General features: G+C 70.7%; 23 protein-coding genes and 1 pseudogene. 11 read left to right on the forward strand and 13 right to left on the reverse strand.

Features of this window, described 5'->3' with window-relative positions; all coding sequences use genetic code 11:
• Positions 1 to 36 precede the first annotated feature (36 nt).
• The 6 genes from ACIHFE_RS22830 to ACIHFE_RS22855 all read left to right on the forward strand — a co-directional run bounded on the left by ACIHFE_RS22830 (position 37) and on the right by ACIHFE_RS22855 (position 7,398).
• Entirely contained in the window at positions 37 to 801 is a 765-nt protein-coding gene (locus ACIHFE_RS22830; RefSeq protein WP_400109054.1) for an IclR family transcriptional regulator, read from the forward strand.
• 300 nt (positions 802 to 1,101) lie between these two features.
• Positions 1,102 to 1,884: an MIP/aquaporin family protein gene (locus ACIHFE_RS22835; protein WP_400109055.1), complete on the forward strand. Its 783-nt coding sequence runs from the start codon at positions 1,102 to 1,104 to the stop codon at positions 1,882 to 1,884.
• Between the two features lie 41 nt (positions 1,885 to 1,925).
• Positions 1,926 to 3,452 (forward strand): glycerol kinase GlpK, encoded by a 1,527-nt coding sequence (glpK, locus tag ACIHFE_RS22840; RefSeq protein ID WP_400109057.1) that lies wholly within the window; start codon positions 1,926 to 1,928, stop codon positions 3,450 to 3,452.
• A 12-nt stretch (positions 3,453 to 3,464) separates the two neighbouring features.
• Entirely contained in the window at positions 3,465 to 5,072 is a 1,608-nt protein-coding gene (locus tag ACIHFE_RS22845; RefSeq protein WP_400109059.1) for an FAD-dependent oxidoreductase, read from the forward strand.
• Positions 5,073 to 5,208: 136 nt separating this feature from the next.
• A complete protein-coding gene (locus ACIHFE_RS22850; RefSeq protein ID WP_400109061.1) occupies positions 5,209 to 6,246 on the forward strand; it encodes a hypothetical protein in 1,038 nt (345 codons plus the stop codon).
• Between the two features lie 153 nt (positions 6,247 to 6,399).
• Positions 6,400 to 7,398 (forward strand): PAC2 family protein, encoded by a 999-nt coding sequence (locus ACIHFE_RS22855; RefSeq protein WP_400109062.1) that lies wholly within the window; start codon positions 6,400 to 6,402, stop codon positions 7,396 to 7,398.
• Between the two features lie 44 nt (positions 7,399 to 7,442).
• Here ACIHFE_RS22855 and ACIHFE_RS22860 read toward each other — a convergent pair whose 3' ends face one another.
• Entirely contained in the window at positions 7,443 to 7,769 is a 327-nt protein-coding gene (locus tag ACIHFE_RS22860) for a rhodanese-like domain-containing protein (RefSeq protein ID WP_400109064.1), read from the reverse strand.
• A gap of 39 nt (positions 7,770 to 7,808) precedes the next feature.
• Between ACIHFE_RS22860 and ACIHFE_RS22865 the strand changes: the two genes are divergently transcribed.
• A complete protein-coding gene (locus ACIHFE_RS22865) occupies positions 7,809 to 8,441 on the forward strand; it encodes a TetR/AcrR family transcriptional regulator (protein ID WP_400109066.1) in 633 nt (210 codons plus the stop codon).
• Positions 8,442 to 8,468: 27 nt separating this feature from the next.
• Here the strand turns inward: ACIHFE_RS22865 and ACIHFE_RS22870 are convergent.
• The 3 genes and pseudogenes from ACIHFE_RS22870 to ACIHFE_RS22880 form a co-directional block, all read right to left on the reverse strand.
• A pseudogene (locus tag ACIHFE_RS22870) lies at positions 8,469 to 10,703 on the reverse strand (TIM-barrel domain-containing protein); the annotation flags it as partial.
• A gap of 78 nt (positions 10,704 to 10,781) precedes the next feature.
• The gene (locus ACIHFE_RS22875) at positions 10,782 to 11,051 is read right to left on the reverse strand and encodes a UBP-type zinc finger domain-containing protein (RefSeq protein WP_400109068.1); all 270 of its coding nucleotides are present in this window, start codon (positions 11,049 to 11,051) and stop codon (positions 10,782 to 10,784) included.
• A gap of 248 nt (positions 11,052 to 11,299) precedes the next feature.
• Positions 11,300 to 12,067 (reverse strand): GntR family transcriptional regulator, encoded by a 768-nt coding sequence (locus ACIHFE_RS22880; protein ID WP_400109070.1) that lies wholly within the window; start codon positions 12,065 to 12,067, stop codon positions 11,300 to 11,302.
• Positions 12,068 to 12,185: 118 nt separating this feature from the next.
• On the opposite strand from ACIHFE_RS22880, the gene ACIHFE_RS22885 reads away from it, so the two are divergent.
• Together ACIHFE_RS22885 and ACIHFE_RS22890 are read left to right on the forward strand one after the other, a co-directional pair.
• On the forward strand, positions 12,186 to 12,431 hold the full coding sequence (locus ACIHFE_RS22885) for a hypothetical protein (RefSeq protein WP_400109072.1): 246 nt from the start codon (positions 12,186 to 12,188) through the stop codon (positions 12,429 to 12,431).
• Positions 12,428 to 12,892 carry a hypothetical protein gene (locus tag ACIHFE_RS22890; RefSeq protein WP_400109074.1) on the forward strand — a complete coding sequence of 155 codons (465 nt, stop codon included), beginning with the start codon at positions 12,428 to 12,430 and terminating at the stop codon, positions 12,890 to 12,892. The genes ACIHFE_RS22885 and ACIHFE_RS22890 overlap by 4 nt, the downstream gene beginning before the upstream one ends.
• Positions 12,893 to 12,914: 22 nt before the next feature.
• Here ACIHFE_RS22890 and ACIHFE_RS22895 read toward each other — a convergent pair whose 3' ends face one another.
• The 5 genes from ACIHFE_RS22895 to ACIHFE_RS22915 all read right to left on the reverse strand — a co-directional run bounded on the left by ACIHFE_RS22895 (position 12,915) and on the right by ACIHFE_RS22915 (position 17,728).
• Positions 12,915 to 14,003, reverse strand: coding sequence for a tetratricopeptide repeat protein (locus tag ACIHFE_RS22895; protein WP_400109075.1), 1,089 nt, complete (start codon positions 14,001 to 14,003; stop codon positions 12,915 to 12,917).
• Entirely contained in the window at positions 14,000 to 15,364 is a 1,365-nt protein-coding gene (locus ACIHFE_RS22900; protein WP_400109077.1) for an ATP-binding protein, read from the reverse strand. The genes ACIHFE_RS22895 and ACIHFE_RS22900 overlap by 4 nt, the downstream gene beginning before the upstream one ends.
• A gap of 65 nt (positions 15,365 to 15,429) precedes the next feature.
• Positions 15,430 to 15,888, reverse strand: a complete 459-nt coding sequence (locus ACIHFE_RS22905) for a hypothetical protein (RefSeq protein ID WP_400109079.1) — start codon at positions 15,886 to 15,888, stop codon at positions 15,430 to 15,432.
• A 23-nt stretch (positions 15,889 to 15,911) separates the two neighbouring features.
• Positions 15,912 to 17,360 carry a WGR domain-containing protein gene (locus ACIHFE_RS22910; RefSeq protein ID WP_400109081.1) on the reverse strand — a complete coding sequence of 483 codons (1,449 nt, stop codon included), beginning with the start codon at positions 17,358 to 17,360 and terminating at the stop codon, positions 15,912 to 15,914.
• 56 nt (positions 17,361 to 17,416) lie between these two features.
• Positions 17,417 to 17,728, reverse strand: a complete 312-nt coding sequence (locus ACIHFE_RS22915) for a DUF6191 domain-containing protein (RefSeq protein ID WP_400109083.1) — start codon at positions 17,726 to 17,728, stop codon at positions 17,417 to 17,419.
• Positions 17,729 to 17,813: 85 nt separating this feature from the next.
• Here ACIHFE_RS22915 and ACIHFE_RS22920 point away from each other — a divergent pair, with 85 nt between their 5' ends.
• A complete protein-coding gene (locus ACIHFE_RS22920) occupies positions 17,814 to 18,788 on the forward strand; it encodes an endonuclease/exonuclease/phosphatase family protein (RefSeq protein ID WP_400109085.1) in 975 nt (324 codons plus the stop codon).
• Positions 18,789 to 18,857: 69 nt separating this feature from the next.
• Here ACIHFE_RS22920 and mshC read toward each other — a convergent pair whose 3' ends face one another.
• The 4 genes from mshC to ACIHFE_RS22940 all read right to left on the reverse strand — a co-directional run bounded on the left by mshC (position 18,858) and on the right by ACIHFE_RS22940 (position 22,458).
• Positions 18,858 to 20,087, reverse strand: coding sequence for a cysteine--1-D-myo-inosityl 2-amino-2-deoxy-alpha-D-glucopyranoside ligase (gene mshC / locus ACIHFE_RS22925; RefSeq protein WP_400109087.1), 1,230 nt, complete (start codon positions 20,085 to 20,087; stop codon positions 18,858 to 18,860).
• Between the two features lie 185 nt (positions 20,088 to 20,272).
• Positions 20,273 to 21,106, reverse strand: coding sequence for an SCO1664 family protein (locus ACIHFE_RS22930; RefSeq protein WP_400109089.1), 834 nt, complete (start codon positions 21,104 to 21,106; stop codon positions 20,273 to 20,275).
• The gene (locus ACIHFE_RS22935; protein WP_400109091.1) at positions 21,070 to 21,660 is read right to left on the reverse strand and encodes a DUF3090 domain-containing protein; all 591 of its coding nucleotides are present in this window, start codon (positions 21,658 to 21,660) and stop codon (positions 21,070 to 21,072) included. The genes ACIHFE_RS22930 and ACIHFE_RS22935 overlap by 37 nt, the downstream gene beginning before the upstream one ends.
• Before the next feature lie 102 nt (positions 21,661 to 21,762).
• Positions 21,763 to 22,458 (reverse strand): histidine phosphatase family protein, encoded by a 696-nt coding sequence (locus ACIHFE_RS22940; protein WP_400109093.1) that lies wholly within the window; start codon positions 22,456 to 22,458, stop codon positions 21,763 to 21,765.
• A gap of 70 nt (positions 22,459 to 22,528) precedes the next feature.
• Between ACIHFE_RS22940 and corA the strand changes: the two genes are divergently transcribed.
• Positions 22,529 to 23,515 carry a magnesium/cobalt transporter CorA gene (gene corA / locus ACIHFE_RS22945; RefSeq protein WP_400109300.1) on the forward strand — a complete coding sequence of 329 codons (987 nt, stop codon included), beginning with the start codon at positions 22,529 to 22,531 and terminating at the stop codon, positions 23,513 to 23,515.
• The last annotated feature ends 3 nt before the right edge of the window (positions 23,516 to 23,518 follow it).

Genomic DNA, 23,518 nt, shown 5'->3' on the forward strand with positions numbered 1-23,518 from the left:
CAGCAATGCCGAACGGCATATGGAGGAGGTTGCTCGATGGCACGGACCATCCAGTCGCTCGAACGCGCCGCCGCGATGCTGCGGCTGCTCGCGGGCGGCGAGCGGCGGCTCGGCCTGTCCGATGTGGCTTCCGCGCTGGGGCTCGCCAAGGGGACCGCGCACGGCATCCTGCGCACCCTGCAACAGGAGGGGTTCGTCGAGCAGGACCCGGCCTCCGGCCGTTACCAGCTGGGCGCCGAACTGCTGCGCCTGGGCAACAGCTATCTGGATGTGCACGAGTTGCGGGCGCGCGCCCTGGTGTGGGCGGACGATCTGGCCCGCTCCAGCGGTGAGAGCGTCTACCTGGGCGTGCTGCACCAGCAGGGCGTGCTGGTCATCCACCATGTCTTCCGCCCCGACGACAGCCGCCAGGTGCTGGAGGTGGGCGCCATGCAGCCGCTGCACAGCACCGCCCTGGGCAAGGTGCTGTGCGCCTATGACCCGGTGGCGCACAGCGAGCTGGCCGACACGGCCCGGGAGGCGTTCACCGACCGCACCGTGACCGGCCTGCCCGAGCTGGAGGGCGTGCTGGACCTGATCCGGGCCCGCGGCTGGGCGGCGGACATCGAGGAGACCTGGGCCGGCCTGGCCTCCATCGCCGCGCCCATCCACGACCGGCGGCGGATGCCGGTGGGCGCGGTGGGCATCACCGGCGCGGTGGAGCGGGTCTGCGAGGAAGGCGAACTGCGGGCCCAGCTGGTTGCCTCGGTGCGGGACTGCGCCCGCGCGGTTTCCCGCGATCTGGGCGCCGGCCGGTTCTGACCCTCTTTGGGTGGTTCCGGGCGGTCATAAACGGCCGCCCGAGATCCCCTCGTTACCGGCTGGTATCCGAACGTAGATTTCCAGCCAGTTGTCCGAGAGTTTCCGGTCACACAGCCCTTGACGTGCCCTTAACCGTGCAGAAAACTGCCGGTCATCGGTCGGCATTGTCGAACATCTACCGACAATATTCGCTAAGGTGTGCAGTGCCACGGGACCGAACACCGCCCTCACTCGAGGGCGCGGACCACCGGAGGGACCCGGGGTTCGCCTTCCCCTGGACGAAGGACAAAGGAGTCGCGGGTGTCCAGCTCCGACATCTTCACCGGCGAGACCATTGGTACCGCCGTATTGATTCTGCTCGGCGGCGGTGTCTGTGCCGCCGTCACTCTGAAGCGTTCCAAGGCGCAGAACGCGGGCTGGCTCGCCATCACCTTCGGGTGGGGCTTCGCCGTCCTGGCCGGCGCGTACATCGGCACCAAGTCCGGTGCGCACCTCAACCCGGCGGTCACCCTCGGTCTCGCCATCGACGGTGCGGTCAAGTGGAGCGATGTGCCGCTCTACATCGGCTCCCAGCTGCTGGGCGCGATGATCGGCGCCACCCTGGTGTGGCTCGCCTACTACGGCCAGTTCCAGGCCCACCTCACCGATCCGGAGATCGTCGAGAGCCTCAACCCCCACGAGGGCATGGTCGACCAGACCGCCGAGCCGCAGGCCGGCCCGGTGCTGGGCATCTTCTCCACCGGCCCCGAGGTCCGCAACGCGGTGCAGAACCTGGTCACCGAGATCATCGCCACCGCCGTGCTGGTGCTGTTCATCCTCACCATGGGCCTGACCAAGGGCCTGGCCACCAGTGGCACCGGCACCCTGATGGTGGCCCTGGCCGTGGTCGGCATCGGCCTCTCGCTCGGCGGCCCCACCGGCTACGCCATCAACCCCGCGCGTGACCTCGGCCCGCGCATCGTCCACGCGCTGCTGCCGCTGCCCAACAAGGGCGGCTCGGACTGGCGTTACGCCTGGATCCCGGTCGTCGGCCCGCTGGCCGGCGCGGCCCTTGCCGCCGGCATCCACAAGCTCGCATTCTGACGCCCAGCCGAGACCCACAGACTTCAGGAGCAGACACCGATATGACCACCACCCACGGCCACGGCCCGTTCATCGCGGCGATCGACCAGGGCACCACCTCCTCCCGCTGCATCGTCTTCGACCGCGACGGCCGCATCGTCTCCGTCGACCAGAAGGAGCACGAGCAGATCTTCCCCAAGCCGGGCTGGGTCGAGCACGACGCCAAGGAGATCTGGACCAACGTCCAGCAGGTCGTCGCGGGCGCCGTCGAGAAGGCCGGCATCACCGCCGCCGACGTCAAGGCCATCGGCATCACCAACCAGCGCGAGACCACACTGCTCTGGGACAAGAACACCGGTGAGCCCGTCCACAACGCCATCGTCTGGCAGGACACCCGCACCGACGCGCTCTGCAAGGAGCTCGGCCGCAATGTGGGCCAGGACCGCTTCCGCCGCGAGACCGGCCTGCCGCTGGCCTCCTACTTCTCCGGCCCCAAGGTCCGCTGGCTGCTGGACAACGTCGAGGGCCTGCGCGAGCGCGCCGAGCGCGGCGACATCCTCTTCGGCACCATGGACTCCTGGGTCATCTGGAACCTCACCGGTGGGGTTGACGGCGGCGTCCATGTCACCGACGTCACCAACGCCTCGCGCACCATGCTGATGAACCTGCGCACCCTGGCCTGGGACGAGCGCATCCTGTCCTCCATGGAGATTCCGGCCACCGTGCTGCCGGAGATCCGTTCCTCCGCCGAGGTCTACGGCACCGCCAAGGGCGGCGCCCTGGCGGGCGTCCCGGTCGCCTCCGCGCTGGGCGACCAGCAGGCGGCCCTGTTCGGCCAGACCTGTTTCGAACAGGGCGAGGCCAAGTCCACCTACGGCACCGGCACGTTCATGCTGATGAACACCGGCGACGAGCCCGTCCAGTCCTACAACGGCCTGCTCACCACGGTCGGTTACCGCATCGGCGACCAGAAGCCGGTCTACGCCCTCGAGGGCTCGATCGCCGTCACCGGTTCCCTGGTGCAGTGGATGCGCGACCAGATGGGCCTGATCAACAGCGCGGCCGAGATCGAGACGCTGGCCAGCTCCGTCGAGGACAACGGCGGCGCCTACTTCGTCCCGGCCTTCTCCGGCCTGTTCGCCCCCTACTGGCGCTCCGACGCGCGCGGTGTGATCGCGGGCCTGACCCGCTATGTCACCAAGGCGCACATCGCCCGCGCCGTGCTCGAGGCCACCGCCTGGCAGACCCGCGAGATCACCGACGCCATGACCAAGGACTCCGGCGTCGAGCTGACCGCGCTCAAGGTCGACGGCGGCATGACCTCCAACAACTTGCTGATGCAGACCCTCTCGGACTTCCTGGACGCCCCCGTGGTGCGCCCGATGGTCGCCGAGACCACCTGCCTCGGCGCCGCCTACGCCGCCGGCCTGGCCGTCGGCTTCTGGCCGGACACCGACGCGCTGCGCGCCAACTGGCGCCGGGCCGCCGAGTGGACCCCCCGGATGGACTCCGACACCCGGGACCGCGAGTACAAGAACTGGCTCAAGGCCGTCGAGCGGACCATGGGCTGGATCGACGACGAGAGCTGACGAGGAGCAATCATGACTACCCCGCAGAGCGTTCCGACCCTGGGAACGCACCCGGCTGCCGGTGCCAATCCGGGCCGCGCCGAGACCCGGGAACGGCTGTCCAAGGCGACGTACGACCTCCTGGTGATCGGTGGCGGCATCCTGGGCACCTCGGTGGCCTGGCATGCCGCGCAGTCCGGGCTGCGGGTCGCGATGGTGGACGCCGGTGACTTCGCCGGCGCCACCTCCTCCGCCTCCTCCAAGCTGGTCCACGGCGGTCTGCGCTACCTGCAGACCGGCGCGGTCAAGCTGGTGGCGGAGAACCACCACGAGCGCCGGGTGCTGGCCAAGGACGTGGCCCCGCACCTGGTCAACCCGCTCACCTTCTACCTGCCGGTCTACAAGGGCGGCCCGGTGGGCGCCGCCAAGCTGGGCGCCGGTGTGTTCGCCTACTCCGCGCTGTCCGCCTTCGGCGATGGCGTGGGCAAGGTGATCTCCCCGGCCCGGGCCAAGGCCGACAACCCCGGTCTGCGCACCGACAACCTCAAGGCCGTGGCGGTCTACTACGACCACCAGATGAACGACTCCCGGGTGGCGGTGATGACCGTCCGCGCCGCCGTGGAGTCCGGCGCGGTGGTCCTCAACCACGCCGAGGTCACCGGCCTGCGCTTCACCCATGGCAAGGTCACCGGTGCCGAGCTCAAGGACCGCATGGACGGTACCGAGTTCGGCGTCGACGCCCGGGTGGTGCTCAACGCCACCGGCCCGTGGGTGGACCACCTGCGCACGATGGAGGACAAGGGCGCCGCCCCCTCCATCCGCCTGTCCAAGGGCGCGCACATCGTGATGAAGCGCAAGTCGCCGTGGAAGGCCGCCATGGCCACCCCGATCGACAAGTACCGCATCACCTTCGCGCTGCCCTGGGAGGACCAGCTCCTCCTCGGCACCACCGACACCCAGTACGAGGGCGACCCGGCGGACGTCAGCGCCACCGAGGCCGACATCCAGCAGATCCTGGACGAGGCCGCGTTCTCCATCCAGGACGCCGACCTGGACCGCTCCCTGATGACCTATGCCTTCGCCGGTCTGCGGGTGCTGCCCGGCGGCCCGGGCGATGTGGCCCAGGCCAAGCGCGAGACGGTGGTCAGCGAGGGCAAGGGCGGCATGCTCTCGGTGGCCGGCGGCAAGTGGACCACCTACCGCCACATCGGCCGCACCGTGATGAAGAAGCTGGCCCAGGTGCCCGGCAGCCCGCTGACCGAGGACATGGAGCCCGTCTCCGACCTGGTGCGCCGGGTGCCGCTGCCGGGTGTGGCCAACCCCAACGCGGTGGCCCACCGCCTGCTGGTGGACCGCGAGCCCGGCACCCGGATGGACCCGCTGACCGCCCGTCACCTGGCCACCCACTACGGCTCGCTGTCCTTCGACATCGCCCGCCTGGTCAACGAGAACCCGGAGCTGGGCGAGCGCATCCACCCCGACGGCCCGGAGATCTGGGCCCAGGTCGTCTACGCCCGCGACCACGAGTGGGCGCAGACCGTGGACGATGTGCTGCGCCGCCGCACCACCCTGACCATCCGTGGTCTGGACACCGAGGATGTCCGCACCCGGGTCAAGGGGCTGCTGAACAACGAGGGCTGACACCCCGTCCGCCGGCCGGACCGAGGGGAGGGACGCACACCGCGTCCCTCCCCTCGGGGCGTTCGGGCCCGGGCGTACCGGCCGGGCAACCGTCCGGGCCGCCGTCCCGTCCCAGTCAGCAGACGAAAGGGAACAGATGAACTGGCCGGCCCTCCTCCGCCGCCGACCGAGCAGGCGCACGGTGCGGCGGACCGTCCTCGCCCTGGTGCTGCTGACGGTGCTGCCGGTGGCGGCCGCGGCCAGCGCGCTGCGTGCCTCCTACGCCGGGTCGCCGGCACCGGACGCGGTCACCCGCGGCCGGGACGCGCTCTGGCTGGGCCATGCCTGGGTGGACGGCCGGCGCACCGACGCCGACCTGGCCCGCCTCAAGCGGCGCATCGCCGGCACCGGGGTGCGCGATCTGTATGTGCACTCCGGCCCGCTGGAGCACGACGGCACCCTGCCCGCCTCCGACTACCCCCGGGCCAAGTGGCTGCTGGACGCCGTCCACCGGGAGCTGCCGGGCGTGCGGGTGCAGGCCTGGCTGGGCGATGTGGTGGTGCGCGGCGGGCACGGGGGGCTGCGGCTGGACGATCCGGTCACCCGTTACCGGGTGACGGCCAGCGCCCGGCAGGTGCTGGCGGCCGGCTTCCAGGGCGTACACCTCGATGTGGAGCCGGTGCGCGACGGCGACCGTGGCTTCCTGGCCCTGCTGGACGAGCTGCGGCCGGTGGTGCGCTCCGGCGGCGGGGTGCTCTCGGTCGCCGCCCAGCAGATAGACCCGCTGCCCGCGATGCACTCCGCCTCCGGGCTGCTGGGCAGCCCCAAGTGGTGGTCCCAGGACTATTTCGGCAAGGTGGCCCGGCGCAGCGACCAGATCGCGGTGATGTCCTATGACACCGCCATGCCGTGGGAGAGCCTGTACGGCGGCTATGTGGCCCACCAGACCACGCTGGCTCTGCGGGCCGCGCCCAGGGATGTGGACCTGCTGATGGGCCTGCCGTTCTTCCATACCGAGGACCTGGGCCACCAGGGCCATGCCGAGACCGCCGCCGCGGCGGTGCGCGGCGCCCGGCTCGGCCTCACCCGCCAGGACCGGCACCGAGAGCACTTCGGCCTTGGCCTGTATGTGGACTTCGCCGCCACCGACGCCGACTGGCGTGCGTATCGCGAGGGTTGGGGCAGGCGTGGGTGAGCTCCCGGCCCGGGCCGGAGGTGACGAGCATCCCGTCCAGGGACTGCGAACGCCCCTCGCGGAAGCCGTAGGCTTGGGACACGCAAGGCAACTGCACAAACGGCAGCCGGCGGTGGTACGGATCAGTGCTCCCCGGCCGGAAGGAGGCGCTGGGTGATCGAGCTTGAGGGGGTTCCCGAGCTGATCGACCCGGTCATGATCTGTGCCTTCGAGGGCTGGAACGACGCCGGTGACGCCGCCTCCAGCGCGGTCGCGCACCTGGACCGGGAGTTCAAGGGAGAGGTTTTCGCCGCGCTGGACGCGGAGGACTACTACGACTTCCAGGTCAACCGGCCCACGATCTGGCTGGACGGCGGCGTCCGCAAGATCACATGGCCTACCACCCGGCTGTCCGTGGTGCGCACCGGCGGCAGCGGCAGCCGGGATCTGGTCCTGGTCCGTGGCATCGAACCCAGCATGCGCTGGCGGTCGTTCTGCAACGAGATCCTGGGCTTCGCCCATGAGCTGGGGGTGGAGCTGGTGGTGATCCTGGGCTCGCTGCTGGGTGACACCCCGCACACCCGGCCGGTGCCGATCAGCGCGGTCACCTCCGATCCCGATCTGGCGCGCACCATGGACCTGGACGAGTCCCGCTACGAGGGCCCCACCGGCATCGTGGGCATTCTGCAGGAGGCCTGCGCCCATGCCGGCGTCCCGGCGGCGAGCCTGTGGGCGGCCGTTCCGCACTATGTCTCCCAGCCGCCCAATCCCAAGGCCACCCTGGCCCTCCTCAACCGCCTGGAGGACCTGATCGACCTGCGCATACCGCAGGGCGATCTGCCCGAGGACAGCCGTGCCTGGCAGCGCGGTGTGGACCAGCTGGCGGCGGAGGACAGCGAAGTCGCCGAGTATGTCCAGTCGTTGGAGCAGGCCCGGGACACCGCCGACCTCCCGGAGGCCTCCGGTGAGGCCATTGCCCGCGAGTTCGAGCGCTATCTGCGCCGCCGTGACGGGCAGGCGCCGCCGTCCCCCGGCGGCCTGGCGGCCGAGCCCGGTGTCCCCGATGCCTCGCATCTGCGGGACACCACCAGCGGCCGGACCCGTCCGGCCAAGCCAAAGCCCCAGCCTCCGGAGCCGGACGGGGACGAGGCTCCGCCGGAGGGCGACAGCTGACCGAGGGCGCCGCACCATCCCTGCGGCGCCCTCTTCCGCTGCCGTCAGGCGGACTCGACGGGCAGGCCCGCAGCCACCCAGTCCTCAATGCCCTCGCGGTACTTGCGGACATTGGTGTAGCCGAGGGCGGTGAGCCGGTCGGCGACCTGTCCGCTGTTGGGGCAGGCCGGGTTGGAGCAGTAGGTGACGATCGCGGCGTCCCGGTCCGGCAGCAGCACCGGGGCCCGGCCGTCGACGTCGTCGCGTACCAGGGCGATGGCGCCCGGCAGATGCTGCTGGGCGTGGTACTCGCCGCCGAGCGCGTCCACCACGGTCACCGTGCCCGCCTCGATCGCCGCCTTCAGCTCCGCACGGGTGATGAGTGCGGTCATGCGCATCCCCTCCTCAGGGAATTGGACTATAGTCCGCTTGTGCCCGAGAAGAGTAACGGACCGCAGTCCGATTCCACAATGCCCCTGGAACTGCTGCGCACTCCGCCCCCCAAGGAGCGCGCCGACGCCGCCCGCAACCGGGCCGCCGTGCTGGACGCGGCGGCCCGGCTGTTCGCCGAACACGGCGTCCAGCACGTCTCCATGGACCAGGTGGCGGCCGCCGCGGGCGTCGGCAAGGGCACCCTCTTCCGCCGCTTCGGCGACAAGTCCGGCCTGGCCGCGGCCCTGTTGGACGCCCGTGAGCGCGCCTTGCAGGAGGCGATCCTGTCCGGGCCGCCCCCGCTGGGCCCCGGCGCGGCGCCCGCCGACCGCATCGAGGCGTTCCTCGACGCCTATCTGGACCATCTGCTGGCCTGTCTGGACCTGGTCCGGATGTCGGAAACCGCGGTTCCGGGCGCGCGCTACCGCATCGGCTCCTACCGCTTCTGGCACCACCATCTGACGATCCTGCTGGCCGGCACGCCCGACCCGCAGCACACCGCCCACACCCTGCTCGCCGGCCTGGCCGCGGACCATATCGCGGCCCTGCTGCCGGAGTTGGGCGAACAGCGCCTGCGCGAGGGGGCACGGCGGCTGGCCCGGACCGTGGGGCCAGGCGCGCCCGCGACATGACCACGGGCGCGCCGCCGGCCCCTACCCCAGCGCCACCGTGAACGCCCGCTGCGTGCTGCGGCTCGCGGTCTTCACATGGACGATCCCGCCCCGGTCCGCGGGGTCGTACCACCAGCCCTGCGCGGCCCGGTCGAAGGAGTCCCGCGTCGCCAGATGCGGCAGCGCGCGGCCGTCGAGCGCCGCCAGGTGCGGGGCGTGGCCGCTGTGCACCGTGAACTGATAAGGGCGCGCCATCTGCTGCCCCTTGAAGTGCCCATGGGCGGCGCCCACTTGAAGAAGGACCGGGCCGCCGGCCCGTGGTGCCCAGGTGGTCAGGGTCTGCCGCGCGGAGGCACCCGCCCGGTGCTCCCGGGTCACCCCGTCATCCTCGTACAGGGTGAAGGAGGAACGTCCCTGCGGATAGACGTCCCAGGCCAGCGGGGAGTCCGCGGTGTGGTCCCGGTACGACCGGATACCCGGCCACATGGGGATATTGGCACCACCCTTCACAAACAGCGGCAGGGTGTCCAGCGGGGCGTGATAGCCGTTCACCGTGGTCGGCCCGTGGTAGGTACGGCCCGTCCAGTAGTCGGTCCAGGTGCCCTTGGGCAGATAGATGCCGTCCCGGACGTCCGTGTCCTGGTACACCGGTGCCACCAGGAAGTAACTCCCGCTCAGGAACTCGTACTTCGCCGCGTCGGTCGCCGCCCTGGGATCGTCCGGGTACTCCAGCGCCAGCGGCCGTACCGGCCCCACCCCGGTGCGGGTGGCCTCCGCCGCATAGGTGTACATATACGGCAGCAGCGATTCCTTCAGCTTCAGATACTTCCGGTTGATCGAGGTGTAGGGATCGCCGTACCGGTAGGGCTGCTTGTCGCTGGGCGCCCAGCCGTCCATGGTCATCACCGCGGGCAGAAAGGTCTTCCACTGCAGGTCCCGCACATAGGTCTTGGGACTGCCGCCGAAGATGCCGTCCACATCACCCGTGGTGTAGGCCAGACCGGACATGGTCGCGCCCGCATAGGTCGGAATCTGCCAGCGGATGTACTCCCATGACCCCTTCTGATCGCCGGACCACTGCACCCCACAGCGCTGGGCACCCGACCAGCTCTCCGGCGCCCAAGTGAAGCCCCGGGCATCACTGTTGTCCTCGATGCCCCGGTACGCGGCCTTGCAGCCGTCCAGCGCGAACTTGTACCCGTCCCCGACCCAGGCCACATCCAGCTTGGCGATCCGCTGGCCCGCCCTGACCTGTTCGCCGAGCTTGGACAGACCGTCCTCGGTCCACAGCCCCATCGCCATCTTGTCCCGGGCCAGCCCTTGCCTGGCCTCTCCCAGGTTCTCGTACCCGCACCCATAACCGTCGTTGACCAGCATCCAGCCGCCCGGCATGTCATGTTCCACATACCCGTCGGCGACCTTGAGCGCGTCCAGGGTGTGCCGTTCCCCCCGGTTCTTGTTGTGCAGATAGCAGTCCGAGTCGCCGATCTCCAGGCCGTACAGCGGCGGCAGGAAGGGCTTGCCGGTCAGCCGCGTGTACTGCCCGATGACATCTTTCATCGTCCGGCCCGCGAAGTAGTAGGCGTCGAACCGCCGTTCCTTCTCGGTCGTCGTCACCGGGTCCTCGAAGCGATAGGTGCCCGGTGCATAGGTGTTGCGGTAGACGCCGTACCCGGCCGAGGAGAGGTAGAACGGCACCGAGTTGGGGTGCCCTCCGTCGTCCCAGTTGTAGTCCACCCCGACCTCGACGGTCTTGCCCCGGTGCGAGGTGTTGCCCCGCCCGTTCTGCATCCCCGCCCCGTAGAACTGCTCGCGGGCGCCCCGCGCCAGCGTCTGGGTGGTCTGCTCCTTGTCCCAGCTCAGCCCCTTGCTTTCGGCCCACACCCGGCTGCCGTCGGCCCGGTACAGGGCGAACCTCAGCGGCTTCTTGTACACCCGCAAGGTCACCTGGGCGGTGCTCAGTTCGTACCGGTCGCCCTTCTCCCGCCACCGGGTGCGCGGCGGGGCGCCCTGCGGCAGCACGATGTCCTTCCCGGTGGGATCGGCATACGCCCCGTCCGGCGCCAGCTCCAGCCGGAACGTCTCCGCACCGACGAACGAGACCCGGGCCTCCGCGTCCCCGGCCCGTATCCGGTACACCGGCCCCTCTGCCGTGAATCCGGTGATGTTCCCCACCGTGCCAGCCCCGTCGCCATGCGCACTCCCCACCGGTCCGGCCAGCGCCGCGATCAGCCCCAGTACGGCACCGACAACCATGGTTCTCAGCCGCGTTGGTTTCCTCATGCGGCGTGCTTAGCGCCTGCGGCAAGTGGGGGGCCATGGACGGGTGTTACGGGTTTCTGGACTTCTGGCGTCCGGTCGTCACACCATCGCCTCGTGGACGAAGCACCAGCGCCAGTCCTCGCCGGGTTCGAAGGACTGGACGATGGGGTGCTCCTCCTCCTGCGCATGCCCCCGGGCGTGCCGGTTCGGCGAGGAGTCGCAGCAGCCCACATGCCCGCAGGTCAGGCAGAGGCGCAGGTGCACCCAGGTGGAGCCGATCCGCAGGCAGTCCTCACAGCCTTCCCGGGTACTGGGCGTCACGGGGCGCACCTGGGCGAGGTGGGGATCCTGTTCCTGGGAGGTGGCCATGGCGCTTCCCCTTCCCCCTGGCCTTGGGCTGCGGAGGGGCAGCCGGCATTTCCAGGCTGTCACCGTTGGCTGGGATGTCAAACGGTGTGCGGTTCGCCCGGGGGCCGTGCCCTTGTCCGTCACGTTTCGCGTGCGAGCCGTCGGTGGCTGATCGCGCCCACGCGGCGGAGCCGCATGACGCAGCCGCCCGCGCCCCTAAGGGGCGCCCCGAGCTATGGCCAAGTGCCATCAGGCAGGCCGTAACGGTTTCAGTCCGCGGACCGCTCGATCGGAATCTCGTAGGCGATCTCCCAACGCACGTCCGGCACCACGATGTCGGCCGTCTCGACCGGGCGTCCGTCCGTGTCGAAGTAGGTGCGCTCGATCTCGGTGACCAGGTCACCGAGGCTGATGCCCAGCAGGTTGGCCTGCGCCTGGGTGGCGCGGGCCGGGCGCGGTACCTCGACCGCCGTCTCGATGACGATCCCGATCGAGCGCATGCGCTCGACTACGCCCCGGCCCGCGAGCGGCCCGAGTTCCGGCAACACCACGGGAGTGTCACCGGTGATGGCCATCGGCTCCCAGCTCTCGGAGAGCTGCACCGGCCGGCCATCCGCCAGGAACTCATAGACAGTTCGGACACATGGATCGCCCGGCTCGATGGCGAGCCGTTGAGCGATGTGGTCCGGCGCGGCGACCCGGGCTTCGGAGTGGGACTCCCAGGAGCCGCGTCGGCCTTGCTCGCGCATATCGGACCGGAACGGGGAGTCCTGGCGCCACTCGCGGTGGCGGGAGCGGACCATGCGGAGGCGCTCGCGCGGGGTGCGCACATAGGTGCCCGATCCGGCGCGTCCCTCCAACAGCCCTTCGACGATCAGGCGTTCCTGCGCCTTCTGCAGGACGTTGGGGCCCACACCGTAGTCCAGGGCCAGTTGGGCACGAGAGGGGAGCCGCTCGCCCACGGCCCACTCCCCTGCGGCGATCCGGCGTCGCAGGTCATCGGCAACCCGCATATAGGGCGGTTGTCTTGCGGCCATGGGCTCTCTTCGTGCTGCCATCAGGCTCGGACTCGGCGGCATTGACAACCTAGTGCATTAGCTGGATTCTAATGCATTAGAAATACCCAGCGCTACCAAACGCTCACCGGGGGCATCTGTGCGTACCGCGAAAGCCCAGGCAGTGGCACTGGCCGCCCGGTTCGCGGCGGCGACCGGGCGGGAGCCGCGCACCGAGGAGGGCCCGGACCGGATCCGGGTCGAGATCGACATCCCGCCAACGCTGAGTGAACCGGCTCGCCGCACCGTTCTCGCGGGGCTCGTCAACGCCGACAGGTATGGACACGACTTCACCGGACGCGGCGCTGTCGTCTGGGCCGAACTGGACCTGAGGAGGGCCAATTGACCACTCGCAACCTCGCGCATTGGCTGGCGTCGGCGGCTTCCGATCCGCACACGGTGCTGAAGTGCTGGCAAGCGGGCGAGACCGCCCCACTGCTCGTAGGCCGCCAATGGGACCTTATCGAGCTGAACTTCACGCTCGCCACCGCCGCCATCACTCATCTCAAGGCCGCAGAGCGGCACATCGGCCCGTACCTGATGGGCGGCATGGAGCACGCGATGTGGTGGCCACTCCCCCTCCACACCGCGCACCAACTCGCCGACGTGCCGGGCGCCCTGGCCCGCCCCCACGGATCCGAGATCTTCGCGCCGCTGCCGGGCAAGTACCTGGGCGACCGCGTCTGGGTCATTCCGGAGCCGGAAGGCGAGCGGCGGAACGTGCTCACGGCTGCCGGTGACCTGCGCGCCGCGGTACTCACGGCCGCGGGTCAAGTCGCCCGTGGAGGCCGGGAGATCGCGCCATGACAGCGCCCGGCACCCGGCGCGTTCAGTCGCGGATCGACGCCCGCTCGAACCACACCGTGAGCAGCGTCGGCACCAGCGCCACCCAGAACAGCACCTGCGGGACGGTCCGTTCGGACCATGGCACGGTCACGATGACCACGGCGGTGAGCGTGCACCACGCCGACTGCCCGACGATCAGCCGCGCCCAGCCGAGCCGCCGGACCAGCGACCACAGGCTCAGCCGCACTCCGGTCCGCATCCCCCGGTAGCGGCGCCAGGCGCCGAAGCCCCAGACGGCGGCCATCAGGGCGAGTGCGTAGAGCCGGGTGCCCAGCGGCGCCGGCAGGGCCGTGGGGTCGTTGCCGGTCGGGAAGACCCGTCCGGCGAGGGCGGCGATCACCAAGCAGAGCAGCGCGAGCCAGCGAGTGCCGCGCAGCATCCGGAACACCGCCCCGTCCAGACCCTGGCGCAGGTCCTGGGCCGCCGGGTCGGCGGCGAGCGCGGTGGCGTAAGCCTCGGCCGAGGCCGGCAGCTTGGCACCCGCACCGGTCAGCGGCGGCCCGGCGGCGTCCTCCGCGGCGTAGTCGGCCCGCTTGCCAAGAGCCCAGGTGTCCTGGGGGTCGATGCGCAGGATCTCGCGCACTGCCTGCCGCGCCACATCCGAGCGGCCGCTGATCGTCGCGGCCTTCCACAGCGCGTGGTGCGCACCAACGTCGTCCGGGGCGAGCCGCACGGCGGTCACCGCCGCGTCGAACGCCTCGGGCCGGCGCGACCGCCATGCGCCCAGGGCCTCCGAGAGGGCCCCATAGGCTTGCCAGCGCTGCGGGGCGAGCCGGAGCGTCTCCTGGGCCGCGGCCAGCGCCTCGTCCGGACGGCCGAGCCGCATAAACGCATAGGTGCGCAGGCGGTGGGCGTCGGGGTCCTCCGGTGCGAGGGCCAGTGCTTCGCCGGTGGTGGTGAGCACCTCCTCGTATTCCTGGAGCATCAGATGGCAGCGGCCGAGGCGCACCCAGGCGAATACATCGGTTGGGTCCTCGGCCAGTCGCCGGGTGAGCAGCGTGCGGGCCTCGTCGTAGCGTTCGAGCTCGATCAGGGCGATCGCCTGCGCGAGGAGCGGGTGCGGTGCGCTCACAGTTTGCGCGCCTTCTTCAGATAGGCGAGCAATTCGTCGTACATGCCGCCCTCATTGGCGAACATCGCCACATTGCGGGCGGCCGCGAACCATGGCTCGGTGGACGGCCGAATCACCTTCGCGGCGCCCAGCAGGTCCTTGGTGTTGATCATGCGTATGGTGCCGGTGCGGACGGAGTCCAGCAGCGCCGACTCGGCCGCGCTCTCGCAGACATGCGCGAGGTCCGCCCCGGAGAAGCCGTCGGTGGCCTTGACCAGCTTGGCCAAGTCGACCGATTCAATGGGGCGTTCCCGCAGGTGGTAGCGGAGGATCGCCTCGCGGGCCGGGGCATCGGGCGGCAGCACCAGCAGCGTGCGGTCCAGCCGGCCGGGGCGGCGCAGCGCGACATCCACATCCCAGGGGACGTTGGTCGCGGCGAGCACAAACACTCCGTCGTTGACGTCGCCGACGCCGTCCAGTTCGGTCAGCAGCTGGTTGACGGTGTTGCGCATGCCATTGTGCTGGGTGCGGCTGCGCTTGGCGCCCAGTGCGTCCAGCTCATCGAGGAAGACCACACAGGGCGCCTGCCGGCGGGCGGTCTCAAACACCTCGTGCATATTGCGCTCGGAGTTGCCGATCCACATATCGAGCACATCGTTGATGGACACGGAGATGAAGTTCGCACCGAGTTCCCCGGCGATGGCCCGGGCGATAAACGTCTTGCCACAGCCGGGCGGGCCGTACAGGAGCAGTCCGCCGCGCAGGCTCTTGCCGTAGAGCTTGCGCAGTTCCGGGTTGCGCATGGGCGCGAGGAAGGCGGCCTCCAGGCGGTCCTTGACCTCCTGCATCCCGCCGACGTCCGCCAGGCGCACCGCGTGGTGCGCATCGGGCGCGTCCACGTCGAAGGCGCTCGCGTCCCCGGGGTCCCCGCCGCCGTCGACGGCGAGCGGGGCTTCCTTTGTCTCCGGTGTGGTGGCGAACCGGGGCGGGAGGACCTCGCCGACCTCCTGCTCGGCGGCCGCCCAGTCGAATCCGCCGGCCTTGCGGACGGGGGCCGCCGGCTGTTCGGCGGGAGCCGGGGATTCCTCGACGGGAGCCGGGGGTTCTGCGACGGGAGCCGGGGATTCCGCGACGGGGGCCGAGGGCGCCGGCCCGCCCATGGCCCGCGCCATCAGGGCCCGGGCCTGTGCGTTCCCGGGTGCGTGGCTGAGTGCGACGGCCGCCTCCGCCACGGCCGCGTCACCGTGCCCGGCGTCGAGCAGCAACTCGGCGAGGTGCAGCCGCAGTGGTACGTCCTGGGGCGAGCCGGCGACCGCCGCGCGCAGGCTTCCGATCAGCGGGGATTCGGCGGCCTCGGGACCGTCGGGGGTTTCATCGAGCATGGCATCACCCTACGAACCCGCCGTGCGCCCGCGTGCATCCGGGCTCACCCGCGGAGGGCCGGAGTTCATACCGGTAGCGCCCGTATCCTCTCGATCGCCCGCAGCATCTCCTCCCGGTTCTTCCCCTCCTTGATCCATCGGGGCAGGCGGGACACCAGAGTTCCGTTCCGCCGCCCGAGGTCGCCCAGGGGCGGGCCCTCCCGCAGCGAGGCGCGGACATAGTCGTGAAGCAGGGTCAGGTGCTCCTCGTTGAACGCCCAGAGCCAGCCGTGCCGGGTGCGGGTCTGGAGCCACAGGGGCAGGTCGAAGAAGGGGTCCGTCATCGGCTCCGCCGTTCCCCAGCGGAAGCGGGCGATCCGGCGCGTCCAGGCACGGGACAGGCCACACCCGACGCAGCTCAGTCGCCGTACACCGCCCAGCCCGGCCACCCGTGCCATGCCCTCGCACCGGGGGCAGCGGACCAGGACAGGGGCCTGGAAGCCAAACCTGGTGACTTGGGGATCGCGGAAACGGAAGGCGGACATCCGGTCAGGGTAGCCGCCGGCCCCTACCGCAGGCGCCGTATTTCGCCGCGCACCCGGTAGAAGCCCCCGCTGGCCGGCGCGAGGGCATCGACCACATACCGCACCCCGGGCTCCCGTATCGCACGGGGGAACTGGACGTTCCAGGTGGGCTCATAGCCCTCGGAGACCACATGGACCCGGAGCCGTCCGCCCTGTTGGACGCACTCCACCAGCACCCCGCCGGCCGGTACGGCGGCCACCGTGTCCACCGCGGTGGCGGGGGTGTAAGTGGGCAGCGCGGCGGCCGACTTGATGTCCACCGGGACCGGGACCCGGCCGGAGCGGGCCTCCGCGATGGCGGCCTCGGAGGCGTCCACGCAGATCAACGATCCCTCGGTGGTGACCATATAGAGCTTTTCGTCCCGGTACTGCATGGAGAGCGCGGAGCCACCGCCCGTGCCCAGCTTCCACAGCCGGGTGCCGTCGGCGGTGAAGCAGTAGACGGAGGAGGCCAGGTCACCGGCGAAGACATAGCGGCCGCCGGGCGAGGTGGCGCAGGAGTAGACGGCGGAGTCGCAGCGGTAGGTGGCCTCGATGGCACCGTCGGACTTGGCCAGCCGCTGGACCAGGCTGTGGCCGGTTCCGGCGTAGACCGAGTGGTCCTCCTGCCAGCCGAAGAGCACCCCGCCCGAGGTCGCGGTATGCCACAACTCTCCGCTGCCGTCGGCCGCGTAGGCGGTGACACCGCCGCGGTGGCCGTGGTAGACGGCGCGGTCGTCCCGGCGCACCATCCAGGCGTGCTCGCCGGTGCTCTTGCGGGACCACTGGTACTCGTCCTCGTGGTCGATGACGGTGAGCCGGCCCTCGCGGTCGGCGACATTGAGCACGCCCTCATGGATGTCCAGCCAGAAGATGTCCACATCGGAGGCGATCTCATAGGCGGCGAAGGGGAGTTTGGCGGAGAGGTCGTAGACCGTGCCGTCATCACACCCGGCGTAGATCCAGAAGTCGTCCTCCACCAGGCACTTGACACCGTCGGGCAGCTGGAAGCGGGCCAGCACCTCACCGTCGTGACCGAGGGTGTGGACCTCGCCGCGCTGATTGCCCACCCAGCAGCGGTCCTCGCCGATGTGGATGCCGAAGGCGGGGGCGCCGGTGCGGAAGCGCCACAGCACAGGGGCCACCGCGCGGGCGGTGGAGGGGGCGGAGGTGACCTGGCGGCGGGTCACCGCGCGGGCGGCGCGGCCGCCGCGGACGGCGGGTTCATACCCCTTGCGCACCTTTTCGCCAACCTTCTTGGCCGCGGCGGCGCGTGCCTTCTCCACGGTGGGGAAGGTGGACTGCTGGGTCTGGCCGGCCGTGCCGATCCGTCCGTAGCGAACCGTCACCTCGACGCCATTGACCGTCACTTCGTAGAACTTGTGCGCCCCGCCGCCGTCCTGGGACAGCTCCAGATAGGTGGTGTCGCTCGCGGCGGTTTCATTTACGGACATGACAAAGCCCCCGTCTCCTCGCCGGTCACGATGACCGGTCGGCGCTGAGGAGAACGCTAGGGGCGACCACTGACATCGGGCCGGCGGCCGATGCGTGCGGTGCCCGAGTCCAGGTCGATTCCGGTTCTGCGCGGGGCGCCGTCCTGTTCGTCGTCGCGGAGCACGAGTTCTATGCGGCGCTGCTCCAACTGCACCCTTTTACTGGGATATATGAGGGCGTGCAGTTCCTCGGTGGCGGTGGCACCCAGGCCGCGCACCGGCTGGGCGCCGCGATGCCGGGCGAGTTGGACGCCCTTGCGCAGGGCGGCCAGCACAAACAGCGGGATGACGATCAGCAGGGCAAGTCCCGGGCCGGTCAGCAGACTCATCATGCGAGGAGAACGGGGGCAGGGGGCGCCGCGTTCCCGCAAGCACCGACAATGAGGGCTGAGCCAACCCCCATTGGGAGAGCATGTGAGAACGTCCCGGATACGCACCCTGACGCGCCGCGTCACGGTCGGTCTGCTCGGCGGCGCGGCCGTCGCGCTGACCCTGCCGGCGAGCGCGAGCGCCGCCGTGGAGTCGGTGCGGGCCATGACCTGGAACATCTGCGGCGAGGCCGGCGGCCCGCCCGGAGACTCCAGCTACTGCCCCTACCGCAATGAACCCAAGAAGAAGGCGCAGGCCATCGCCGAGGTGGTGCGGGTGCGCAAGATCAACGCGGTGCTGCTGCAGGAGGTGTGCTCGGGACCGCCGCGGCCCGGCGGAGCCAAGGGCCACAGCCAACTGGACGAGATCCAGGCGGCCTTGGGCAAGGGCTGGAGCGCGGCCTGGGCGGAGAGCAAGCGCCCGGACGGCCGTTCCGACTGCCGGGGAAAGCTCTCGGGCACGCTGAGCACCGCGATCCTGGTGCGGGGGAAGATCAACCACCGGCCCAAGCCGGTGCCGCTGCCCGTCCCGCTGCACAAGGACGCCGACCGCAACCAGGTGATGTGCGTGGGGGTGGCCGGCTGGAAGACCCATGTCTGCACCACCCATATGTCCAACAACGACCAGCTGTTGGCGGCGGGGGTGTACGAGAAGGAGGTCGCCACCGTGAAGAAGGTGATCTCCGCCTACCCCCGGGTGGTGCTGGGCGGCGACTTCAACATGGGCCTGTACAACCACAGGATCCCCGCCCGGTTGCAGCCGCTCTACCAGATGATGCCTGAGTGCGACCGGAAGTCCTACGCGCCGGGTGACGCGACGGACGAGGCCACGCACTTCAGCTTTGACCCGCGCACCGGCGGCTACACCGAGTCGAAGATCGACTATCTCTTTGGCACCGCCGGCTTCACCGGCTGCGACTCCTGGACCCAGAAGGCCGATCAGGCCGACTACCGGTACACCAAGCAGCCCACCGGCATCTCCGACCACGCGCCGCTGTACGGCTACACCAAGGCGAGCTGACCGAGCCGGATAAGGAAGGAGGGCGCTCCCCGGGGGGAGCGCCCTCCTTCGCGTCTGTGGTGCGGGCCGCTACAGCGCCACACCCAGCAGCGCGTCCACCGCACGCGAGACCAGGCCGGGCGCTCCGGTGTCGGTGCCGCCGTCGGCGGCCTGGGCGGCGGCCCAGCGGTCCACCGCGGCCAGGGCGGCCGGGGCGTCGAGGTCGTCCGCGAGGGCCTCGCGGATCTCCTCCAGCAGGGCCTCGGCGGCGGGTCCGTCCGGACGGGAGACGGCGGTGCGCCAGCGGTCCAGGCGCTCCAGGGCCTGCTCCAGCACGGCGTCCGTCCACTCCCAGTCGGCCCGGTAGTGGTGGGCGAGCAGGGCGAGCCGGATGGCGGCCGGGTCCACACCCTGGCGGCGCAGCGCGGAGACAAAGACCAGGTTGCCCTTGGACTTGGACATCTTCTCGCCGTGCAGGGCGACCATTCCGGCGTGCACATAGCTCTTGGCGAAGGGGTGCTCGCCGGTGAGCACCTGGGCGTGCGAGGCGCCCATCTCATGGTGCGGGAAGACCAGGTCGGAGCCGCCGCCCTGGACGTCGAAGCCCATGCCGAAGTGCTCCAGGGCGATGGCCACGCACTCGATGTGCCAGCCGGGGCGCCCGGGGCCGAGCGACCGGCCGTCCCAGCTGGGCTCGCCCGGGCGGGCGGCCATCCAGAGCATGGGGTCGACGGGGTTCTTCTTGCCGGGGCGGTCCGGGTCGCCGCCGCGCTCGGCGGAGAGCAGGCGCATGGCCTCGGCGTCGAGGTGGGAGACCCCGCCGAAGTGGGGGTCGGCGGCGACGGAGAAGTAGATGTCGCCGTCGAGTTCGTAGGCGGCACCGGCGTCGCGCAGCCGCTCCACAATGGGGACGATCTTGGGTATGGACTCCACGGCGCCCACATAGTGGCGCGGCGGGAGCAGCCGCAGGGCAGTCATGTCCTCGCGGAACAGGGCGGTCTCGCGCTGGGCGAGCGCGGTCCAGTCGTCACCATTGGCGGCGGCCCGCTCCAGCAGAGGGTCGTCGATGTCCGTGACGTTCTGGACGTAGTGGACCTGCCGCTTGGTGTCCAGCCACACGCGCTGCACCAGGTCGAACGCGTTGTAGGTCGCCGCGTGCCCCATATGGGTGGCGTCATAGGGCGTGATGCCGCAGACGTAGAGGCGGGCGACGGGACCGGGGACGAGGGTCACTCGTGCACCGGTCGCGGTGTCGTGGATCCGGAGGTCGCGGCCACTGCCGGGCAGGGCGGGTACCTCTGAAGCGGGCCAGGCATGCATGTCCTGAGCGTAACCGGATGCATGTTCCGGATACGAACCGGAGGGCCTGGGTTGGCTGAATCCGTCACCTTGCGCGGGGGCGGGTTCTGTGCTTCGGGCGCCATCAGGGGCGCGGGCGGTTGCGTCATGCGGCTCCGCCGCGTGGGCGCGACCAGCCACCAACGACCCGCACCCGAAGACGAACCTCACACCGGCGGCCACGGAATGGCCGGCCACTGCCCACTCGGCTTCCGGTGGACACCCGTGCGCAGCAGCTCGGCCACCCGGGCCCGCAGGGCGTCGATCTCGGCCGGGGTGATCAGCTCGGCCAGGCGGGCGGCCAGCGGACGCCCCTCCGCCAGCTCGGCGGACAGCCGGCGCAGGGCGTCCAGCGCCTCCTCCGGCAGCCGCTCCCCCGCCCACCCCCACAGCAGCGTGCGCAGCTTGTCGTCCGCGTTGAAGGTCACACCGTGGTCCATGGCATAGAGCCGGCCGTCGGCGGCGGGCAGCAGATGGCCGCACTTGCGGTCACCGTTGTTGATCACCGCGTCCAGGACGGCCAGCCGGCGCAGCCGCTCGTCGTCGGCGTGCACCAGCAGCGCGGTGCGGTCCTCGCCCACGTCCGCGTAGCCGACCGCCTTCCAGCCCGGGCCCGGATCGTCACCCTCCACCAGGGCCAGCAGCGGCGCTGCCGCCTCCTCCTCGGTGTCCGGGACCTCGATCCACAGCTGGACCATGCCCCGGCCGTAGGGCCCGTCGCGCAGCACGGTGGGCGGGATGAGGCCCCAGCCCATGGCTTCGGAGAGCTCATAGGCGGCCACCTCACGCTGGGCCAGCGTTCCCTCGGGGAAGTCCCACAGCGGGCGTTCCCCGGCGACCGGCTTGTAGACGCAGGCGGCGCTCACGCCCTGGTACTCGACGGTGCAGTAGAGCACCGCGTTGGACGCCTCCGGCACCCGGCCGACCACCGTCAGCTCGCCCAGGGTGAGCAGCTGCTGCGGGCTTACGCTCCGCGGCGGTATCCGTTCTGGCGCGGACATACATGTCCCTCCGGGTCGAGCGGCAGGCTGCACAGCGGGCACGGCGGGCGGCCGGCGTTGACCACTTCCAGGGCGCGCTTGGCGAAGGCGCGGGCCATGGGGCCGGTGATGCGCACCCGCAGCATGGGCGGCCCGTTGAGCTCGTCCTGCAGCAGGCGCTCCTCCGCCTCGGCGAGGTCCTCGTCGGTGTCCGCCTCCAGCTCCACCAGTGCCTGTGCCTCGACGACCATGCGCTGGGTCTCGCCGTCCCAGGCCAGGGCCATGGTGCCGACCCGGAACTCCTCCTCGACGGGGGTCCGCAGCGGCTCGGTGTCGGTCAGTTCGGCGGGGGCCACGGCCGGGACGGGGGCGCTGCCTCCGGTGCGTCGCACCACCTCGTCCAGCAGCTCGTCGATGCGCTCAGCGAGCGCCTCGACCTGGGCCTTCTCCAGCTTGACGCTGGTGGTCCGGCCGGCCGCGCTGGCCTGGAGGAAGAAAGTGCGGCGGCCCGGCAGCCCGACCGTGCCGGCGACAAAGCGGTCCGGCGGGTCATAGAGGAACACCTGACGGGACAACGTCCTGCTCCATATGGGTTGGGTTCTCGGAGGTGGAACTTCCGGTGGCGCTGCGCGGGTTCCGGGGACGGACCCGCGCACCCACCCTACTGCGCACCGCGATCACGGTGCTCCCGCACCGCCCCCTACCGTCGCGTCCCCGCTGCCGCCGTCCGCGGGCCGCTCCGGCGGGATCAGGGCGGTGAGGTCTCCGGTGTCGCCCAGGCGCAGCAGCTGGGGACGCAGCCGGGTGTAGCGGATGGCGGTGACCGAGCAGGGGTCGGCGTGGATCCGCTGGAAGAGGTCCAGGTGCAGGCCCAGGGCGTCGGCGACCACCGACTTGATGATGTCGCCGTGCGAGCACATCAGATAGACCGCCTCGGGGCCGTGCTCGCGGGCCATGCGCTCGTTCCAGTCCCGGACCGCCTCCACCGCGCGGGCCTGCATGGCGCGCATGGACTCGCCGCCGGGGAAGACGGCGGCCGAAGGGTGCTGCTGCACCACGGCCATCAGCGGGTCGTCGGCGAGTTCGGCGAGCTTGCGGCCGGACCAGTCGCCGTAGTGGCACTCGCCTATCCGCTCGTCGGTGTGCAGGGCCAGCTCCGGGCGGGCGGCCAGCAGCGGGGCCAGGGTCTCCCGGCAGCGCTGGAGCGGGCTGGTGACCGCGGCGGCCAGCGGGATGTCCCGCAGCCGGACCGGGAGTGCGGCCGCCTGGGCGGCGCCCCGCTCGTCCAGGGCCACGCCGGGGGTCCAGCCGGCCAGCACCGCCTTGCCGTTCGCGGTGGACCGGCCGTGCCGGACCAGGATCAGGGTGGGCATGTCCGCCAGCGTACGACGGTGTTGGCGTCGGCTTTGCCCGATGCTGACCTTGCGACGGCACAATGCCCGGATGATTGTGGACTTCGCCGTATACCGGGACGGGCGCCGCACCGAGGGCCCCGCCGATTTCTCCGACGCGCTGGACCAGGCGCGGGCCGAGGGCAACGCTTTTCTGTGGGTTGGTCTCCATGAGCCGACGGAGGAGGAATTCGCGCTGATCACCAGCGAGTTCGGGCTGCATCCGCTGGCGGTCGAGGACGCTTTGAAGGCGCATCAGCGGCCCAAGCTGGAGGTGTACGCGGATTCGTTGTTCGTGGTGCTCAAGCCGGTGGTGTACGACGATGTGTCGGACACCGTGAGCACCGGCGAGCTGATGCTGTTCCTGGGCGATTCCTTTGTGGTGACCGTGCGGCACGGCGAGGAGTCGCCGCTGAAGGAGCTGCGCCGCCGGCTGGAGACCGATCCGCAGCGGGTGCTGGCGTACGGCCCCACGGCGGTGCTCTACGCGGTGAGCGACGCGGTGGTGGACCGGTACACCGAGGTGGCGGCGGCGTTGCAGATGGATCTGGACGAGCTGGAGACCGAGGTGTTTGCGCCGGTCGGCACGGACAACAAGAACACCGCCTCGCGGATCTACGCCTTTAAGCGCCAGGTGATGGAGTTCCGCCGGGCCACCGTGCCGCTGGCCGATCCGCTGGCCCGGCTGGCCGGCGGCGGGCTGCCCTTTGTCAATGAGCGGGCGCGCCCGTTCTTCCGGGACGTGGGGGACCATCTGGCGCGGGCGAACGAGGGCGTGGAGGGGCTGGACCGGCTGCTGTCGGACATCCTCTCCGCGCATCTGGCGCAGATGGGTGTCCAGCAGAACGACGACATGCGCAAGATCTCCGCCTGGGCGGCGATGGCGGCCGTGCCCACGATGATCGCCGGGATCTATGGGATGAACTTCCGGGATATACCGGAGTTGCGGCTGCCCTGGGGTTATCCGGCGGCGCTGCTGGTGATGGCGGGGATCGTGCTGGTGCTGTACCGGTTGTTCAAGCGGCGTGGCTGGCTGTGAGTG

The organism is Streptomyces sp. NPDC052396, from assembly GCF_044593195.1.
GTDB lineage: Bacteria > Actinomycetota > Actinomycetes > Streptomycetales > Streptomycetaceae > Streptomyces.

What these genes read in the sequence shown, in the direction of transcription:
- mshC (WP_400109087.1), bottom strand. Translation starts at nt 20,087, where the DNA reads ATGCATGCCTGGCCCGCTTCAGAGGTACCCGCCCTGCCCGGCAGTGGC.
- ACIHFE_RS22880 (WP_400109070.1), bottom strand. Translation starts at nt 12,067, where the DNA reads ATGGCCGCAAGACAACCGCCCTATATGCGGGTTGCCGATGACCTGCGA.
- ACIHFE_RS22930 (WP_400109089.1), bottom strand. Translation starts at nt 21,106, where the DNA reads ATGTCCGCGCCAGAACGGATACCGCCGCGGAGCGTAAGCCCGCAGCAG.
- ACIHFE_RS22830 (WP_400109054.1), top strand. Translation starts at nt 37, where the DNA reads ATGGCACGGACCATCCAGTCGCTCGAACGCGCCGCCGCGATGCTGCGG.
- ACIHFE_RS22875 (WP_400109068.1), bottom strand. Translation starts at nt 11,051, where the DNA reads ATGGCCACCTCCCAGGAACAGGATCCCCACCTCGCCCAGGTGCGCCCC.
- ACIHFE_RS22905 (WP_400109079.1), bottom strand. Translation starts at nt 15,888, where the DNA reads ATGTCCGCCTTCCGTTTCCGCGATCCCCAAGTCACCAGGTTTGGCTTC.
- ACIHFE_RS22850 (WP_400109061.1), top strand. Translation starts at nt 5,209, where the DNA reads ATGAACTGGCCGGCCCTCCTCCGCCGCCGACCGAGCAGGCGCACGGTG.
- glpK (WP_400109057.1), top strand. Translation starts at nt 1,926, where the DNA reads ATGACCACCACCCACGGCCACGGCCCGTTCATCGCGGCGATCGACCAG.
- corA (WP_400109300.1), top strand. Translation starts at nt 22,529, where the DNA reads ATGATTGTGGACTTCGCCGTATACCGGGACGGGCGCCGCACCGAGGGC.
- ACIHFE_RS22845 (WP_400109059.1), top strand. Translation starts at nt 3,465, where the DNA reads ATGACTACCCCGCAGAGCGTTCCGACCCTGGGAACGCACCCGGCTGCC.
- ACIHFE_RS22900 (WP_400109077.1), bottom strand. Translation starts at nt 15,364, where the DNA reads ATGCTCGATGAAACCCCCGACGGTCCCGAGGCCGCCGAATCCCCGCTG.
- ACIHFE_RS22910 (WP_400109081.1), bottom strand. Translation starts at nt 17,360, where the DNA reads ATGTCCGTAAATGAAACCGCCGCGAGCGACACCACCTATCTGGAGCTG.
- ACIHFE_RS22860 (WP_400109064.1), bottom strand. Translation starts at nt 7,769, where the DNA reads ATGACCGCACTCATCACCCGTGCGGAGCTGAAGGCGGCGATCGAGGCG.
- ACIHFE_RS22915 (WP_400109083.1), bottom strand. Translation starts at nt 17,728, where the DNA reads ATGAGTCTGCTGACCGGCCCGGGACTTGCCCTGCTGATCGTCATCCCG.
- ACIHFE_RS22940 (WP_400109093.1), bottom strand. Translation starts at nt 22,458, where the DNA reads ATGCCCACCCTGATCCTGGTCCGGCACGGCCGGTCCACCGCGAACGGC.